The sequence below is a fragment of the Marivivens aquimaris genome (assembly GCF_015220045.1).
GTDB classification, from domain to species: domain Bacteria; phylum Pseudomonadota; class Alphaproteobacteria; order Rhodobacterales; family Rhodobacteraceae; genus Marivivens; species Marivivens aquimaris.
Window position 1 is genome coordinate 2,789,586 of the sequence record NZ_JADBGB010000001.1, and the last position, 15,470, is coordinate 2,805,055.

General features: G+C 59.8%; 17 protein-coding genes. 13 read left to right on the forward strand and 4 right to left on the reverse strand.

All coding sequences use genetic code 11. The features are described from left to right. Positions 1-26 precede the first annotated feature (26 nt). The 7 genes from hslO (at position 27) to IF204_RS13790 (ending at position 8,263) form a co-directional block, all read left to right on the forward strand. Entirely contained in the window at positions 27-1,031 is a 1,005-nt protein-coding gene (gene hslO, locus IF204_RS13760; RefSeq protein WP_194097671.1) for an Hsp33 family molecular chaperone HslO, read from the forward strand. Beyond that, positions 1,015-1,608, forward strand: coding sequence for an NUDIX hydrolase (locus IF204_RS13765; protein ID WP_194097672.1), 594 nt, complete (start codon positions 1,015-1,017; stop codon positions 1,606-1,608). Before hslO ends, IF204_RS13765 begins: the two co-directional genes overlap by 17 nt. Then, entirely contained in the window at positions 1,599-2,738 is a 1,140-nt protein-coding gene (locus tag IF204_RS13770; protein ID WP_194097673.1) for a CCA tRNA nucleotidyltransferase, read from the forward strand. Before IF204_RS13765 ends, IF204_RS13770 begins: the two co-directional genes overlap by 10 nt. A 50-nt stretch (positions 2,739-2,788) precedes the next feature. Beyond that, positions 2,789-4,621, forward strand: a complete 1,833-nt coding sequence (locus IF204_RS13775; protein ID WP_194097674.1) for an ABC transporter ATP-binding protein — start codon at positions 2,789-2,791, stop codon at positions 4,619-4,621. Next, positions 4,618-6,438, forward strand: coding sequence for an ABC transporter ATP-binding protein (locus IF204_RS13780; RefSeq protein WP_194097675.1), 1,821 nt, complete (start codon positions 4,618-4,620; stop codon positions 6,436-6,438). Before IF204_RS13775 ends, IF204_RS13780 begins: the two co-directional genes overlap by 4 nt. A gap of 42 nt (positions 6,439-6,480) precedes the next feature. Then, positions 6,481-7,674, forward strand: coding sequence for a class I SAM-dependent RNA methyltransferase (locus IF204_RS13785; protein ID WP_194097676.1), 1,194 nt, complete (start codon positions 6,481-6,483; stop codon positions 7,672-7,674). 82 nt (positions 7,675-7,756) lie between these two features. Then, the gene (locus IF204_RS13790; RefSeq protein WP_194097677.1) at positions 7,757-8,263 is read left to right on the forward strand and encodes a L,D-transpeptidase family protein; all 507 of its coding nucleotides are present in this window, start codon (positions 7,757-7,759) and stop codon (positions 8,261-8,263) included. Between the two features lie 6 nt (positions 8,264-8,269). Here the strand turns inward: IF204_RS13790 and dalA are convergent, their stop codons facing one another. After that, a complete protein-coding gene (gene dalA, locus IF204_RS13795) occupies positions 8,270-8,785 on the reverse strand; it encodes a divisome-associated lipoprotein DalA (RefSeq protein ID WP_194097678.1) in 516 nt (171 codons plus the stop codon). A 173-nt stretch (positions 8,786-8,958) separates the two neighbouring features. Here dalA and IF204_RS13800 point away from each other — a divergent pair, with 173 nt between their 5' ends. Beyond that, positions 8,959-9,540, forward strand: coding sequence for a L,D-transpeptidase (locus tag IF204_RS13800; RefSeq protein ID WP_194097679.1), 582 nt, complete (start codon positions 8,959-8,961; stop codon positions 9,538-9,540). Positions 9,541-9,688: 148 nt separating this feature from the next. On the opposite strand, the gene hemH is transcribed toward IF204_RS13800, so the two are convergent. Further along, the gene (gene hemH, locus IF204_RS13805) at positions 9,689-10,762 is read right to left on the reverse strand and encodes a ferrochelatase (RefSeq protein ID WP_194097680.1); all 1,074 of its coding nucleotides are present in this window, start codon (positions 10,760-10,762) and stop codon (positions 9,689-9,691) included. Positions 10,763-10,811: 49 nt separating this feature from the next. Continuing rightward, positions 10,812-11,633, reverse strand: a complete 822-nt coding sequence (locus tag IF204_RS13810) for a methyltransferase domain-containing protein (protein ID WP_194097681.1) — start codon at positions 11,631-11,633, stop codon at positions 10,812-10,814. Between the two features lie 25 nt (positions 11,634-11,658). Between IF204_RS13810 and IF204_RS13815 the strand changes: the two genes are divergently transcribed. From IF204_RS13815 to IF204_RS13835, 5 genes are read left to right on the forward strand one after another with little or no spacing between them, the layout of a single operon-like run. Beyond that, a complete protein-coding gene (locus tag IF204_RS13815) occupies positions 11,659-12,417 on the forward strand; it encodes a ComF family protein (RefSeq protein WP_194097682.1) in 759 nt (252 codons plus the stop codon). Beyond that, on the forward strand, positions 12,404-12,658 hold the full coding sequence (gene grxC / locus IF204_RS13820; RefSeq protein ID WP_194097683.1) for a glutaredoxin 3: 255 nt from the start codon (positions 12,404-12,406) through the stop codon (positions 12,656-12,658). The genes IF204_RS13815 and grxC overlap by 14 nt, the downstream gene beginning before the upstream one ends. Next, a complete protein-coding gene (locus IF204_RS13825) occupies positions 12,655-13,488 on the forward strand; it encodes a carbon-nitrogen hydrolase family protein (protein ID WP_194097684.1) in 834 nt (277 codons plus the stop codon). Before grxC ends, IF204_RS13825 begins: the two co-directional genes overlap by 4 nt. Beyond that, positions 13,481-13,927 (forward strand): MarR family winged helix-turn-helix transcriptional regulator, encoded by a 447-nt coding sequence (locus IF204_RS13830; protein WP_167636367.1) that lies wholly within the window; start codon positions 13,481-13,483, stop codon positions 13,925-13,927. Before IF204_RS13825 ends, IF204_RS13830 begins: the two co-directional genes overlap by 8 nt. Next, positions 13,920-14,705: a GNAT family N-acetyltransferase gene (locus tag IF204_RS13835; RefSeq protein ID WP_194097685.1), complete on the forward strand. Its 786-nt coding sequence runs from the start codon at positions 13,920-13,922 to the stop codon at positions 14,703-14,705. The genes IF204_RS13830 and IF204_RS13835 overlap by 8 nt, the downstream gene beginning before the upstream one ends. Here IF204_RS13835 and ubiG read toward each other — a convergent pair. Next, complete coding sequence (gene ubiG / locus IF204_RS13840) at positions 14,702-15,436, reverse strand: bifunctional 2-polyprenyl-6-hydroxyphenol methylase/3-demethylubiquinol 3-O-methyltransferase UbiG (RefSeq protein ID WP_194097686.1); 735 nt, start codon at positions 15,434-15,436, stop codon at positions 14,702-14,704. The genes IF204_RS13835 and ubiG overlap by 4 nt on opposite strands. Positions 15,437-15,470: the final 34 nt, after the last annotated feature.

Consider the following 15,470-nt stretch of genomic DNA (forward strand, 5'->3'; position numbering starts at 1 on the left):
CAACTTCCGCACATCAAGGAAAGCCCATGACCCTCGGCAGTCAAATCGCCTGGGACGATACCGTCCTTCCGTTTCAACTCGATCGCTCGGACGTTCGCGGCCGCGTCGCGCGTCTTGACGGAGTGCTCGACCAAATTCTGAGCCAGCACGATTACCCTGCGCAGATCGAGGCTCTGGTGGCCGAGATGGCGCTGCTGACCGCGCTGATCGGTCAGACCATGAAACTGCGCTGGAAGCTGTCGCTTCAGGTGCGCGGTGATGGTGGTGCTCGCATTATCGCGACCGATTACTACGCTCCCCAAAAAGAGGGCGAGCTGGCCCGCATCCGCGCCTATGCGTCGTTCGACAAAGAAAAGCTGGACCCGAACGCACCTGCGTTTGACCAGATCGGACGCGGCTACTTTGCCATTCTGATCGACCAAGGTCAGGGCACGACCCCGTATCAGGGCATTACCCCGATCTCGGGTGGCTCGCTGACCTCGTGCGCAGAGACGTACTTTGCCCAGTCCGAACAGCTGCCGACCCGTTTCGAGTTGTCGTTTGGCAAGTCGCAGATGCGTGGCGGTGTCGAAAGCTGGCGCGCTGGGGGTGTTATGCTGCAGCACATGCCCAAAGCGTCCCCGTTTGTCGCGTCCGAAGGTGGCAGCGGCGAAGAGGGCCTGCTGACCGCGAACGACATCCTCGACGAGGATGAAGGCGACAACTGGAACCGTGCGAATGTGCTGCTGGACTCGGTCGATGACCTCGAACTGATCGGGCCGACCGTTCAGCCGACCGAACTGCTCGTCCGTCTGTTCCACGAAGAACAGCCGCGCGTGTACGATCCGCAAACGGTGAAATTCGGGTGCTCGTGCTCGTCCGATCGCGTTCGCGAAAGCCTGTCGATCTACTCGGCAAAGGACATCGCGCACATGACCACCGACGAAGGCATCGTGACCGCCGATTGCCAGTTCTGCGGCGCTCATTACGAGTTCGACCCGAAAACGCTCGGCTTCGAAGCCACGGAAAAGCCGGATGACTCCGACGCTTGATCCGCATGAAAAATTGCGCGCTGCCCTGACTGTTCAGGGCGGCGACTCTTCGGATTTCGACCTGAATCCGAACCTGAAACTCCCCCAACAGCGCCAGCTCCGCCCCGCCGCCGTTCTGGTGGCGTTCGATGAGGCTGGCCAACTGGTGCTGACAAAGCGTTCTGCCCGTCTGAAGCATCACCCCGGACAGATCGCCTTTCCCGGCGGTAAGGTCGAAGCGGGCGAGACGTTGATCGAAGCCGGACTTCGCGAGGCCAACGAAGAAGTCGGCCTGAACCCTGATCAAGTTGAAATTCTTGGCCTTTTGCCGCCACATGAAACGGTGACGGCGTTCCTCGCCACTCCGGTGCTCGCATTGATCAAAGGTGATTTCACCCCAATCCCCGAAGCTGGCGAGGTCGAAGAAGTGTTTCGCGTACCCTTCGAACATATCGCAAATCCGGCGAACTACCGCATCGAAAGCCGCCGTTGGCAGGGCACCAGACGGTCGTTTTACGTTGTCCCGTATGGTCCGTATTATATCTGGGGCGCCACAGCGCGCATGCTCAGAGGACTGGCGGAACGGCTATGCGCATAACGGCTGACTGGCTCACATCCGAACGCTCGCAAACGGTGTGCCGTATGCTGACGGATGCAGGCTATCAGGCGTTTTTCGTGGGCGGCTGCGTGCGGAATGCGCTGATCGGCGCGCCTGTGTCCGACCTCGATGTTTGCACCAGTGCATTGCCTGAAAAGACTCTAACACTGGCGAAAAAGGCCGGTTTGAAAGCCATTCCGACAGGCATCGACCACGGCACGATCACCGTCATCTCGGGCGGTGAGCCGTACGAGATCACCACGTTCCGCCAAGACGTCGAAACTGACGGTCGGCACGCGGTCGTGGCGTTTGCTGACAATATCGAGGACGACGCAAAGCGTCGCGACTTCACGATGAACGCGCTCTACGCCGCACCGGACGGGACCATTATCGACCCTGTCGGCGGCATTCCCGATCTCGAAGCGCGGCACGTCCGGTTTATCGGCAATGCGGACAAGCGCATCCGCGAGGACTACCTCCGCATCCTTCGGTTTTTCCGGTTTACCGCGTGGTACGGCGACCCTGAGATCGGGATCGACGCCGATGGCCTTGCTGCTTGCGCAGAGAATATCGACGGGCTGGAGGCTCTTTCAGCAGAGCGTATCGGCGCGGAGATGAAAAAACTGCTCAGCGCCCCCGATCCTGCGCCTGCGCTGGCGGCGATGCAAAGTTGCGGTGCGCTCAACGCGATCCTGCCAGGGGCAACCGCTCAGCCGCTTGCCGTGCTGGTCCATCTGGAAGGGGGGACCGCGCCTGACGCGATGCGCCGTCTTGCCACTATCGGCGGGAAAGAAGCTGTCGAACGGCTCCGTTTGTCGAACGCTGAGGCAAAGAAACTGGAGATAATTCGGGCTGGATTAGGGACTGATATCGACGAACTCGGCTACCGTTTCAAGGAAACCGCCGTCGATACATACCTCGTGCGGCAAGCGTTGATGGGGCAGCCCTTTGATCTTGATGAACTCGCCGACATCCAGCACGCGACCCGTCAGGTATTTCCAGTAAAAGCTGCCGATCTCATGCCGGAATACCAAGGACCAGCCCTCGGCCAGCGCCTCCGCGAGCTTGAGGAACGTTGGATCAAATCGGGCTTCACCCTCTCCGCGGCAGAACTGTGCGAACGTGACTAATTCCCCTCGCGAGGCGCCGCGCTATGTTGCGGCATATTCGAGAGGCCGCCGTGTTCAAATTTTTCGAGGGATTGGTCGATCCCTACAGCAATTACCAAGAAAACGACAATCCGCCGCAGAAGCTCTGGCCGTTCCTGCGGTCATTTGCGTATGAATTCCGCTGGGTCTTCGCGATTACGGGCATCCTGTCAGTCTGTATCGCGTTTTTCGAGGTTTGGCTGATCTCCTACATGGGGCGTCTGATCGACCTGCTCGATGGCGAACCGATCGAGGTCTGGGGCAGCCACGCCGCCGAATTCATCATCGTTGCAATCGTCATCCTGACCCTGCGCCCGATCATTTACGTCGCGCAGTTTGCGCTGTTGAACAACACGATCCTCGTGAATTTCCCGACCATGATCCGGTATCGCGCGCACCGCCACGTGCTGCGCCAATCCATCGGCTGGTTCGAAAATGACTTCGCTGGACGGATCGCGAACCGCATCATGCAAGCGCCGCCCGCAGCGGGTGAGGTCGCGTTCCAGACCTTCGACGCCATGACTTTTGCTGTCGCCTATGTCATCGGTGCGGCCTATCTGTTGGCCGATGCCGACGCGCGGTTGCTCATTCCGCTGTCGTTCTGGCTGTTCCCCTACATCGCGCTGCTGGTGTGGGTTGTGAAACGTGCCGGACCCGCGGCCGAAGCGTCATCGAATTCGCGCAGCCGCGTGACGGCGCGGGTTGTCGACAGTTACACCAACATCCACTCGGTCAAGCTGTTCGCGCACCACGGCAAAGAGGTCGACTACGCCCAAGAAGCCATTGAGGACGCACGTCAGACCTTTATCCGCGAGATGCGCCTGCTGACGATCATGGACCTCGTTCTGATGGTGCTGAACGGTCTGCTGATCGTCGGCGTTGTCGGTTTCGCGATGTATCTCTGGTTCGGCGCGCTGGCCTCGGTCGGTGTCGTCGCTGCGGCGACTGCACTTGCGCTGCGCCTCAATGCGATGAGCGGTTGGATCATGTGGGCGACGAGCAGTTTCTTCCGCGAGCTTGGCGTTGTGCGTGAGGGCATGATGACCATTTCGCAGCCGATCACGCTAACCGATAAGCCGACGTCGCAGACGCTGTCGGCGGGCAAGGGTGAGATCACCCTTCAAGGCCTGAGCCACCACTACGGACGTAAAACCGGCGGCCTCGACAATATCGACCTTATTGTGAAACCGGGCGAAAAGGTTGGCCTTGTTGGGCGCTCCGGTGCAGGTAAATCGACTCTACTCAAGCTGCTTTTGCGGTTTTACGATGCCGAAAGCGGGTGCATTCTGATCGACGGGCAGGACATCTCCGAGGTGTCGCAGGACAGTTTGCGCCAGACTATAGGCATGGTTCAGCAGGATAACTCGCTACTGCACCGCTCGGTACGCGAAAACATCCTCTATGGCCGTCCTGATGCCACCGAGGACGATATGATCCGCGCAACGAAAGAGGCGCAGGCGCATGACTTCATCCTAGATCTGGAGGATGCTGAGGGCAACAAGGGCTACGATGCCCGCGTGGGTGAGCGCGGCGTGAAACTGTCCGGCGGCCAGCGTCAGCGTATCGCGATTGCGCGTGTTCTGCTGAAGGACGCGCCGATCCTTTTACTGGACGAGGCGACCTCCGCCCTCGATTCCGAGGTCGAGGCGGCCATCCAGGACACCCTTTATGGCCTTATGGAGGGCAAAACGGTTATCGCCATCGCACACCGCCTTTCGACGATTGCACAGATGGACCGGATCGTCGTGATGGACCAAGGCCGCGTGGTCGAGGACGGATCGCACGACGAACTGCTGGCGCGGGGCGGCATCTATGCGCGTCTGTGGCAGCACCAATCGGGCGGGTTCATCGGAGAAAGCGCATGAAGCTTGTCGACCTGATCCGCCCGTTCCGCCGTGTCGACACGCCGCCGCCGAATACGCTCTGGCCGTTCATCTGGTGGTGTCTATCCGGTTCGTGGCCCGCGCTGACGATTGCTGCCATTGCCTGTTCGTTGGCCGGCTCGCTCGAGGTTGTGACGGCTTATCTGCTCGGCGCAGTGCTCGATGCGACCTCGGGCACGGCAGAGGGATTCTGGCAGGACCAATGGCCGCTCGCCGTGGTGTTCATCGTTTTCTACATCGTCCTGCGGCCGATCATCTTCGGCGTCTCCGCGCTGTCTAACAGCATCATCGTCCAGCCCAACGTCGGCCCGCAGATCCTCTCGCGTCTGCATCGCTGGACGATGGGTCATTCGGTGCGGTTCTTTGATGAGGACTTCGCGGGGCGTCTGACGCAGAAACAGATGCAGGTGTCAAACTCTGTCACCGAGCTGACGAGCGAATTTCTCAACACCATCTGCTTCGCCATCGCGTCGGTCGTGGGCGCGCTGATCCTCGTCCTTGGCGTCGACATCTGGATGGCGGTCGGGCTGCTTGCGTGGTTTGTGGCCTATATCCTGATGATCTCGTGGTTTATTCCGCGGGTCCGCCTGCGGGCCAAAGCACGGGCGAATGCGCGGGCGGCGATCACGGGGCAGGTTGTGGACACGTTTACCAACATCCGCACCGTGAAGCTCTTTGCCCACGATGATTTCGAAGACGCCGTCGCGCTGGACGCCATGAACGAATTCCGTAATCGCGCGGTGGAGTTCGGGCGCGTAGCGGTTGCCTTCCGTCTGGCGCTGATGACGATCGCTGGCGTGGTGCCCGTCATGCTGATCGGCGGCACGGTTTACATGTGGACGCTGGGGAGCGCGACGGCAGGCGATATCGCCGCGACAGGCGCGATTGCGCTGCGTTTGTCTCACATGACGGGCTGGGTGAGCTTCACACTGATGGGCATGTATGGCCATCTGGGTGAGGCAGAGGACGGTATGAAAACCCTCACGCCTGCGCATGACCTGACCGACGATGCAAACGCGGCAGAGCTTGTGGTGCCGCGCGGTGAGATCAAATTCGACGATGTCACCTTTGCTTACGGCGAACGGAACGGCGGTGTGCGTGACATCGCCCTCACGATTCAGCCGAGCCAAAAGGTCGGGATCGTTGGCGCATCGGGTGCGGGCAAATCGACGCTCGTGTCGCTGTTGCTGCGCCTTTATGACACCGAACAGGGCCGCGTGCAGATTGACGGGCAGAACGTTTCGAACGTCACGCAGGTCAGCCTCCGCCGTCATATCGGCATGGTCACGCAGGACACGTCGATGTTTAACCGTTCCGCCATGGACAACATCCGCTACGGGCGTCCCGATGCAACGGATGCAGAGGTGATGGAGGCCGCGCGCAAGGCCGAGGCGCATACCTTTATTCCCGACCTTCGCGATGCACGCGGACGGACCGGCTATGACGCGTTTCTAGGCGAGCGTGGCGTGAAACTCTCAGGTGGCCAGCGTCAACGTATCGCGATTGCGCGCACGATCCTTAAGGACGCACCGATCCTCGTTCTGGACGAAGCGACCTCCGCGCTCGACTCCGAAGTCGAAGCTGCCATTCAGGAAAGCCTCGATCAGGTGATGGAGGGCAAGACTGTCCTCGCCATCGCGCACCGTCTTTCGACCATTGCGCGGATGGACCGGATCATTGTGATGGAGGGTGGGCGCATCGTTGAGGACGGCACCCACGACGATCTGCTGGCACGAGGTGGCATCTATGCGCGGTACTGGGTGCGGCAGTCGGGCGGCTTTATCGGTACAGACGACTAGGGCCGCTGGCGCGGGTCAACGCTTCGCTGTAAAAGCGCTCCCATGAAAATCGAAAGCATCACACACCTTGGTATGGGCCGCGCCGAAGACGGCACGCTCGTTCCGCGCGTTCTGCCTGGCGAAACCGTCGAACTGACCGACGATGGCGCCCGAGTTCTTGAACCGTCCGCAGACCGCGTCAGCCCACCGTGCCGTCATTTCAAAGCCTGCGGCGGCTGTGCGATGCAGCACGCCTCTGACAGATTCGTGGCTGAATGGAAGGCGTCGAACGTCGCTAAGTCATTGGCAGCGCATGGAATTGATGCGAATATACAGGGTGTAGATACATCACCCGCGAACTCCCGCCGCCGTGCGAAGTTCAGCGGTCGCCGCACGAAGAAGGCCGCGTTGGTCGGCTTTCATGCGCGCGCCTCGGATACGATTGTCGAGATCCCCGACTGTCAGCTGATTTCGCCTGCGCTCAAGGCGACGTTGCCCGCGCTGAACGAGTTGACCAAGATTGCCGGCAGCCGCAAAGGTGAAGTCGCGATGACAGTCACCGAAAGCTCCAGCGGTCCCGACATTCGTGTCGAGGCGGATAAGGAGCTGACCGAGGAGCTGCGCATCGAACTGGCGCAGTGGGCGAATGCGCATGGCATTGCCCGTCTCGTGTGGCGCGACGAACCTGTGGTGACCATCAATGTGCCGGTGCAGTCTTTTGACGGCATTCGCGTCCTCCCACCGCCGGGTGCGTTCTTGCAGGCGACGGTGCAGGGCGAAAATGCCCTCCAGTCCGCCGTGAAACAGATCCTCGGTAGGGCTGCCAAGGTTATCGACCTGTTCGCGGGTTCGGGCACGTTCAGCCTGCCGCTCGCCCGGAATGCCGAGGTTCACGCTGTGGAGGGCGAAAAGGCGATGATGGACGCGCTGGATCGTGGTTGGCGGGAAACACGTGGCCTCAAGCTGGTGACGACCGAAACGCGCGACCTGTTCCGCCGCCCGATGCTGCCTGACGAGCTCGACAAATTTGACGCTGCTGTCATCGACCCGCCGCGCGCAGGTGCCGAGGCGCAGATCGCAGAGATCGCCTCGTCGAAGCTGAAGACTGTCGCGATGGTGTCCTGTAATCCCGTGACCTTTGCCCGTGACGCCCGCACGCTGATCGACGCTGGCTTCGAGATGGGTCCGGTAACCGTTGTGGACCAGTTCAGGTGGTCTCCACATACGGAGGTCGTCTGTGCGTTCACTCGTCAGTGATGACCTATCGGACAGGTAGAACAGAACACGCTTTTCTTGTACGGTGGCTCCAATAAAAGCCATCAAGGCGAGGCAGTGAGCAATGTTTATCCGTAGCGTTTTTGCGCTTGGCGCGGCAGCGGCGTTATCCGCTTGTGCAGCGTCCAATCCCGCAGACAAAAAATTCCTGACCTATAATGGGCCGGAAGTAACCAGTGTTTATATCGATAAGAGCGATCGCGCGATGTACCTGCTTCACAACGAAGAGGTGCTGAAAACTTATCAGTTCGGTCTGGGATTCGCGCCCGAGGGTCACAAAGAATTCGAAGGCGACGGACGTACGCCCGAAGGTGGCTATTGGATCGATTGGCACAATCCCAACAGCAATTACCACCTGTCGCTGCGGGTTTCGTACCCGAATCCGACCGACATGGCGCGCGCTGCCAGCATGGGCCGTAGTCCCGGTGGCAACATCTTCATCCATGGCACACCGACCGGAGTCGATTCGACCTCCGACTGGACTGCCGGATGCATCGCGGTCACGAACGAAGAAATCGAAGAAATCTACGCGATGGTGAAGGCGCCGACGCCGATCTACATCATGCCATAACAGGCATCAGCGGCGGCCGGTCACCATAGTCCACCAGATCTTGCCGCCGCGTTCCTGAAAGAAGTCGAAGCCCAGTTCGTTGGCCGTCGGGTCGAGAATCACCGAGCGGGTGTCTTCCTTCTGAAGCCAGCTTGCGAGCGTCTGAAGTTCGGTCTCGTAGGTTTCCGAGATATTCTCGCCCATAATGCGACCCGAATAGCCCACACGTCGACCGCGATCGAGCGGGGATGAGCCGTCAGAACCGAAGTGCCACGGACGATTCTGCACGGCCATGTCGCGCGAGTGAGTCGCTGCGGCAGCATTAAGCTGGGCGTTGAGTTGCAGCGCGCCGCGTCCCGCGGTTTGGCGCATGGCGTTCACAGCATCGAGGAAACGGTACTGGATCGTCGCGGTATCGGCATCGGAGATGCGGTAAACCTGTGGCAGAGGCAGACCATCGGGACCGAGTCGCACCTGCTTGGGCGGTTCACACGCCGCCAGAGCGGTTGCAGCCAGACCGAAAACCATAAAACGCCGATTCATAAGCGACTCCAAAAATTAGCTAAGCAACGCATAGCGACTTGTTCGTATCGTTTCAAACGCGGGAAAGCGCCAGTTTCGTTCAACTCAAATCGCTGTGAATTGCAGGGAATGCACGCCAATAGTAAGTTAAGCGCAGAAACAGGCGGAGAGCAGCCGCCCGTGTGGAGTTTAGAATGACCGATCAACTTACGCGTCGCGGCTTTGTTGCAGCCGCAGCCGCCCTCGCAGGGACCGCTTCCTTCGGGCAAACCGAAAATTCGACCGAGGTCGAAGCCGATATCTCGCGCTCGGTCACGCATAACATTTCGAGCTTCCGTTCACTGGACTGGCAGCCGTACTTTACCGATCTGACCAACGGTGCAATTCTCGTGGATATTCAATCGCGTGCGCTGCATTTCTGGTCGCAGGATCAGAGCGTTTACAAGCTCTACCCGACCTCTGTGCCGCTGACCGATGACCTTACCCGTAAGGGCCGTACGGAGATCACACGCAAGATCGTCGGGCCCGAATGGCGTCCGACTCCGTCGATGAAAGAGCGTAATCCCGAGTGGCCCGACTATATCGGCCCTGGTCCGGATAACCCGTTGGGTACGCACGCAATGTATCTGTCGTGGACCTACTACCGAATCCACGGCACCCACGACACGCGCAAAATCGGTCGACGTTCGTCTAACGGCTGTATCGGCCTCTACAACGAGCACATTGCCGAACTTTTCAGCCTCTCAAATGTGGGCACACAGGTTCTGCTTATCTGAACCAAACAAATATCACGCGGCGCTGGCAAAAACGTGAGCGATCGGGCACATTAGGGCCATCAGGTTGTCTGACTTGATGTGCCGTGCGCTGTCCTCAACAACAGGCTGCGGCAATTCAAAAAGCCGGTGGGGATCCACCGGCTTTTTCTTATTCGATCCATCCCCGCAGATTCTGCGTGATGACATGCGTCAGCGCATCAATGTGCGCCGGATCGTCATTAAGGCAGGGGATGTAGTTGAACTTCTCACCGCCGGCGTGCTCGAAGCTCTCTTTGATCTCTTCGTTGATCTCTTCGAGCGTTTCGATGCAGTCGGCGCTGAACGCGGGAGCGATCACAGCGATATTCTTGTGACCGGCTTCGGCCAGACGAGCGACTTCCTCGACCGTGTAGGGCTGGAGCCACTCTTCGGGGCCAAACTTCGACTGGAAGGTCGTGATGATCTTGTCGTCCGCCCAACCAAGCGCCTCTTGCAGCAGGCGCGTCGTCTTGTGGCAGTGGCAGTGGTACGGATCGCCTTCCTCAGTGAGGTAGCGTTTCGGCAGGCCGTGGTAGGAGCAGACCAGCTTGTCCGGCTTCACATCCATCGCGTCATAGGCGCGCTGCACAGATGCGGCGAGCGCCTTGATGTACTCCGGTTTGTCGAAATACGGCGGGACAATACGGGCGGCGGGCTGGAATTTCTCTTTCATGAGCGCGCGGAAGAACTGGTCGTTCGCGGTGGCCGAGGTCGCGCCCGCGTATTGCGGGTAGAGGGGGAAGAACAAGATGCGGTCGCAGCCAGCTTTCACCATCTCGCGAACCTTGGCTTCGGTCGACGGGTTGCCGTAGCGCATACAGAAATCGACAATCACGTTGTCACCGAACTCGGCAGCCAGACGCGCTTTGATCGCATCGGTCTGGTCACGGGTGATGGTCATGAGCGGGCTTTCGTTCCGCTCGTTGTTCCAGATCGAGCGGTAGGCAGCACCGGACTTCTGCGGACGGATCGACAGAATGATGCCCTGAAGGATCGGTTGCCATTTCCACGCGGGGTAATCGATCACGCGCTGATCGCTGAGAAACTCGCTCAGATAGCGGCGCATCGACCAGTAGTCCGTCCCGTCGGGCGTGCCGAGGTTGGCAAGCAAAACACCGATGCGGCGCGGTTTGATCGCCGGATGGGTTGCGGGCGCGTGCTCGGGGCGGGTCGCTGTGCCGCCAGTGTTTTGAAAATCTTTCATATTTCTCCGTCCCGTGAGTGCCGCGTACTTATGCTGAAGCTTCTACGTTTCAATTATCCGATTGGTTCACCGGACCCTTTGCCGCATTCAGCGCCTCGGCCAGACTGAATTTCGCAGACCCCGGTCGCAGCGGTTTCTGCTGGCTTTCGTCAGGGGCCCAACCGGCGAGGAAGATCACCTCGAACGTTGCTGTAATCCTACCATTTTCGGTGCCGAAGTGCTGCTGGTAAAGGTCCGCCGCGGTTTCGAACACCTCGCGGCGGGTCGGCGCGCGGTGGCGGGCGTTCAGAGCATTGGCCTCACCCATCGCCCGCAGGTCGCGCATCAGTGCCCACGCGTCCTGATAGCTGACGGTGAACGGCACGGCGTCAGCAACGGGCAGCGCGAGGTTGCACCGCTGGAGTAGGGCGCCCACATCGCGGATTTCACCCATCGGTGCGATGCGCGGTGACAGGCCACCGGTCACACGCGACTCCGCCTCGGCCAGAACGGTGCGCAGCTCGTGCAGAGTCTGACCGCCAAAGAGCGCGGCAAGGAACAGCCCGTCGGGGCGCAGTGCGCGATGGCTCTGGATGATCTGGCCCACAGGGTCATTCGCCCAGTGCAGCGCCATCGCATGAATGACCAGATCGCGGCTCTGCGGTTCCAGATCGAGCGTATCGTGATCGGCCACCTGTGCGGCATTGGGGAATTGGTCGCCCCAGAATTCAGGGTTACCCGAGACAACAGCAGCGTCGGTGAACGTCCTGTTAACCTCGTTCAGTCTTTCATGAAATTCGTCGGCAACCGTTTCGAGCATGAAAGTTGCAGTCATACGCGCACGGTTGCGTGCGAGCGCCTGTCGGTCGGTAAGAAGCGGCTGGTTGTTCATAACTATGGTTTAGGGAAAGTCGTCCATGTTGCAAAGCGTCGTCCGCCTCATCATGCCTCAGCAGTGTGTGCTGTGCGATGAACTGATCGAGTCGGACGGAGGTTTGTGCCCCGCTTGCTGGCGGGACGCAACGCTCGTTGCCGGAACCGTGTGTGACGGCTGCGGGACGCCACTGGTCGGGCAGGGCGATGATGTGGCTCACTGTGACGACTGCCTTCAGACCCCGAGGATTTGGACAAAAGGGCGGAGCGCGCTGGTCTATGAAGGCATCGGAAAGCGTCTGGTCATGGGGTTGAAGCACGGCGACAGGCAGGATCTGGTGCCAACGCTGGCGCGGATCATGGCGCGGTCCTCGCGTCCGCTGCTTGAGGACGACACCGTTATTGTGCCTGTTCCGCTGCATTGGTCTCGATTATTGCGGCGGCGGTACAATCAATCCGCGCTGCTCGCGCTCGAAATTGGAAAGATCGTCGGGCGGCCTGTTCTGGTCGATGGCCTTGTGCGGGTCCATCGCACCCGACCGACCAGAGGTCAGACCCGCGCAGAGCGTGAAATGTCCCAGCAGGATTCGATCAGACCGCATCCGAAAAAGGGCAGTCGCCTCAATGGTCGAAGCGTGATGATCGTGGATGATGTGATGACTACGGGCGCCACGCTCAAGGCAGCAGCGCAGGGTGCATTGCTCGCTGGCGCAAAGCAGGTTTGCGTTCTTACACTGGCGCGCGCCGTGTCGGAGGCCTACATATTCCGTAAACCGAATGAGGCACGACATGAAGACAGTTGAAATCTACACTTCTCCGATCTGTGGCTTTTGCCACCGTGCAAAGCATCTTCTGACTGCCAAGGGTGTCGAATACACGGAATACGATGTGCTCGAAGATCCCGACAAGCGGCCCGAAATGATGCAGCGCGCCAACGGCGGACGTACCGTTCCGCAGATTTTCATCGGCGGTGAGCATGTAGGCGGTTGCGATGACCTCTACGCGCTGGACCGCGCGGGTAAACTCGACCCGATGCTGGCATGAAGGCGGCTCTGCTCCAGCTGACATCGTCGGATGATCCGCTCGCCAACCTTAACAAGGTGAGCGGTATGATGGAGCAAGCTGCAACTTCGGGTGCTGGGTTCATCCTGACGCCCGAAGTCACCAACATGGTCAGCATGAGCCGCAGCCACCAGCGCGAGCATCTGCAGACCGAAGAAACAGACCCCGTTCTGGCCGGATTGCGCGAAAAAGCTGCCGCGCTGGGCGTCTGGCTGGCGATCGGATCGCTCGCGCTGAAAGTTGAAGGCGAGGAGCGCTTTGCTAACCGGTCGTTCATGATCGGCCCCGATGGCGAAATCCGCGCCCGCTACGATAAAATCCACATGTTCGATGTCGAGGTTTCCGAGACCGAGGTCTACCGCGAATCCGATGGTTTCCGTCCTGGCGATCATGCGGAGGTATGCGAGACGCCGTTCGGCACCGTCGGTCTAAGCATCTGTTATGATTTGCGCTTTCCGTACCTTTACCGCGATCTGGCAAAGGCCGGAGCGACGATTATCCTGATCCCCGCCGCATTCACACCCGCCACCGGACGCGCCCATTGGGAGCCGCTGCTGCGCGCTCGTGCGATCGAGAACGGTGCCTATGTTCTGGCTGCCGCCCAGACAGGAAAGCACTTTGCCAAGGTTGGAAAGCTGCGTGAAACCTACGGGCATTCGATGGCGATTTCACCGTGGGGCGACATTCTTGCGGATAGCGGCACCGACGAAGGTATTGTTTTCATTGAACTGGATAGCGGTGAAGTGTCAAAAGCGAGAAACCGCATTCCTTCACTGACACACGACCGATCCTATCGCGCTCCAAATGAATGATTCGACCAACAACCTCGCCGTCACGCTGTTCAGCGAAATCCTCGTTGTGGACCAGTTGGCGCGTGCGAACGTGGATCGCGTACTGCCCAAGGGCATGGAGTTGTCGCATTTCTCGGTCTTGAACCACCTTGCCCATGCAGGCGGAGAGCGCACGCCGGCGCAACTGGCCAAGACGTTCCACCTGACACGCGGCGCGATGACGAACACGCTGGGCAAGCTTGAATGGGCGGGGTGGGTTCATATCCGTCCCGATTGGGACGATGCGCGGCGCAAGCTTGTGTCGATCAGCCCTGCGGGCCTTCAGGCACGTGATGCCGCTTTGGCTGCAATGACGCCCGTGATTTCGGGCCTCGTGAATAAGGTCGGCGCGGCCAAAGTGCGCGCCGTCCTGCCGATCCTGCGTGAACTCAGACAGCAATTGAGCGAAGCCGATGATTAAGAGCGAAGGCATCGCCAGCGACCTGCTGGTCATGCGCGGCCGAACCGAGGTTGAGGAATACAGCGACCATTTCGTTTTCCGCACGCCCACCCAGCCCGATTTCTGGTGGGGCAATTGCGTGATCGAGAAAATGCCGCCGCTGTCTCCCGAAGCGCCGATCAAACGCTTCCAAGAGGCGCTGCCGGACAGTAATCACCTCGTCGTCGGCTGGGACATCCCCGATTTCCGCCTTGGAGCGATGGCCGAGTGGTACAAAAAGCGCGGCTACGAGATCGACAGCACGATTTTCATGTCGGTGGACGGTGATATCAACCGTTTCGACATGCCCGAGGGTATCGACGCGCGTCCGCTGAATGGCGATGCCGACTGGGACCAACTGATCGAATTGCAGTACGCCATCGGCGTCGAGTTGGGATTTGGCGCATCCAACCACTACGACTACCTGCGTGGTCGCAACAAAACCCGTCGCGAACAGATCGCAAATGACGAGGGGCAGTGGTTCGGTGCGTTCGACGGCGACACGCTTGTCGCTGCGTTGGGCATTTTCCACGATGAACGCGTAGCCCGCTATCAGGCGGTGGAGACGAAGCCCGAGTATCGCCGCCGCGGGATTTCGTCGGGTCTTCTTTGCGTTGCCTACGACTGGGCCAAAAACCGCGCGCCCCGCGCTCGGGTGTTGATTGCGACCGACGAAGACGGCGATGCGCGGCGGGTCTACGAACGGCTCGGTTTCGAGACGTTCCAGACCATCACCGGTGTCATTAAAAGAGCCTATTAGGGCTTAATCGCTGCAGTGACGTAGTTCACGGACAAATCCTTGTCCGACACCGACCATGTCCAGAGCACCGGATTGAACACAAATCCCTTGCGGTCGACCGGATCGAGGCCAGCCTTGCGAATAAGGTCATAGAGCTCGTCCGGCGTGATGAACTTGTGCCATTCGTGCGTACCCTTCGGCAGCCAGCGCATCACCCATTCCGCACCGAGGATCGCTACGGCAAAGCTTTTGGGATTGCGGTTGATGGTTGAACAGATGTGCAGGCCGCCGGATTTCAGTAGCTGCTGGCACGCGGTCAGATAGGCGAGCGGATCGGCCACGTGCTCGACCACTTCCATGTTCAGAACGACGTCGAACTGTTCACCCGCTTCGGCCATCGCTTCGGCGGTCGTGTGGCGATAGTCGATATCGAGCCCCGACTGTTCGGCGTGGGTCTGGGCGACGGGGATGTTCCGCTCCGCTGCATCGACGCCGACGATGGTCGCCCCAAGGCGCGCCATCGGCTCGCACAGCAGGCCGCCGCCGCAACCGATATCCAGAATGCGTAGCCCTTCGAATGGCTTACGGTCATCAAGGTCGCGTCCGTACTCTGCCGCGATCTGCTGGGTGATGTAGCCGAGGCGCACGGGGTTCATCATGTGGAGCGGTTTGAACTTGCCGTTCAGGTCCCACCATTCGGCGGCCATTGCCTCGAACTTTGCAACTTCGGCGGGGTCAACGGTGATGGACATAATATTGTGCTCCACTTGCGATGGTCTGACGCGA

Coding starts and splice junctions, on each gene's coding strand:
- hemH (WP_194097680.1), bottom strand. CDS start 10,762: ATGAAAGATTTTCAAAACACTGGCGGCACAGCGACCCGCCCCGAGCAC.
- ubiG (WP_194097686.1), bottom strand. CDS start 15,436: ATGTCCATCACCGTTGACCCCGCCGAAGTTGCAAAGTTCGAGGCAATG.
- IF204_RS13835 (WP_194097685.1), top strand. CDS start 13,920: ATGATTAAGAGCGAAGGCATCGCCAGCGACCTGCTGGTCATGCGCGGC.
- grxC (WP_194097683.1), top strand. CDS start 12,404: ATGAAGACAGTTGAAATCTACACTTCTCCGATCTGTGGCTTTTGCCAC.
- hslO (WP_194097671.1), top strand. CDS start 27: ATGACCCTCGGCAGTCAAATCGCCTGGGACGATACCGTCCTTCCGTTT.
- IF204_RS13800 (WP_194097679.1), top strand. CDS start 8,959: ATGACCGATCAACTTACGCGTCGCGGCTTTGTTGCAGCCGCAGCCGCC.
- IF204_RS13770 (WP_194097673.1), top strand. CDS start 1,599: ATGCGCATAACGGCTGACTGGCTCACATCCGAACGCTCGCAAACGGTG.
- IF204_RS13780 (WP_194097675.1), top strand. CDS start 4,618: ATGAAGCTTGTCGACCTGATCCGCCCGTTCCGCCGTGTCGACACGCCG.
- IF204_RS13785 (WP_194097676.1), top strand. CDS start 6,481: ATGAAAATCGAAAGCATCACACACCTTGGTATGGGCCGCGCCGAAGAC.
- IF204_RS13825 (WP_194097684.1), top strand. CDS start 12,655: ATGAAGGCGGCTCTGCTCCAGCTGACATCGTCGGATGATCCGCTCGCC.
- IF204_RS13765 (WP_194097672.1), top strand. CDS start 1,015: ATGACTCCGACGCTTGATCCGCATGAAAAATTGCGCGCTGCCCTGACT.
- dalA (WP_194097678.1), bottom strand. CDS start 8,785: ATGAATCGGCGTTTTATGGTTTTCGGTCTGGCTGCAACCGCTCTGGCG.
- IF204_RS13810 (WP_194097681.1), bottom strand. CDS start 11,633: ATGAACAACCAGCCGCTTCTTACCGACCGACAGGCGCTCGCACGCAAC.
- IF204_RS13830 (WP_167636367.1), top strand. CDS start 13,481: ATGAATGATTCGACCAACAACCTCGCCGTCACGCTGTTCAGCGAAATC.
- IF204_RS13790 (WP_194097677.1), top strand. CDS start 7,757: ATGTTTATCCGTAGCGTTTTTGCGCTTGGCGCGGCAGCGGCGTTATCC.
- IF204_RS13815 (WP_194097682.1), top strand. CDS start 11,659: ATGTTGCAAAGCGTCGTCCGCCTCATCATGCCTCAGCAGTGTGTGCTG.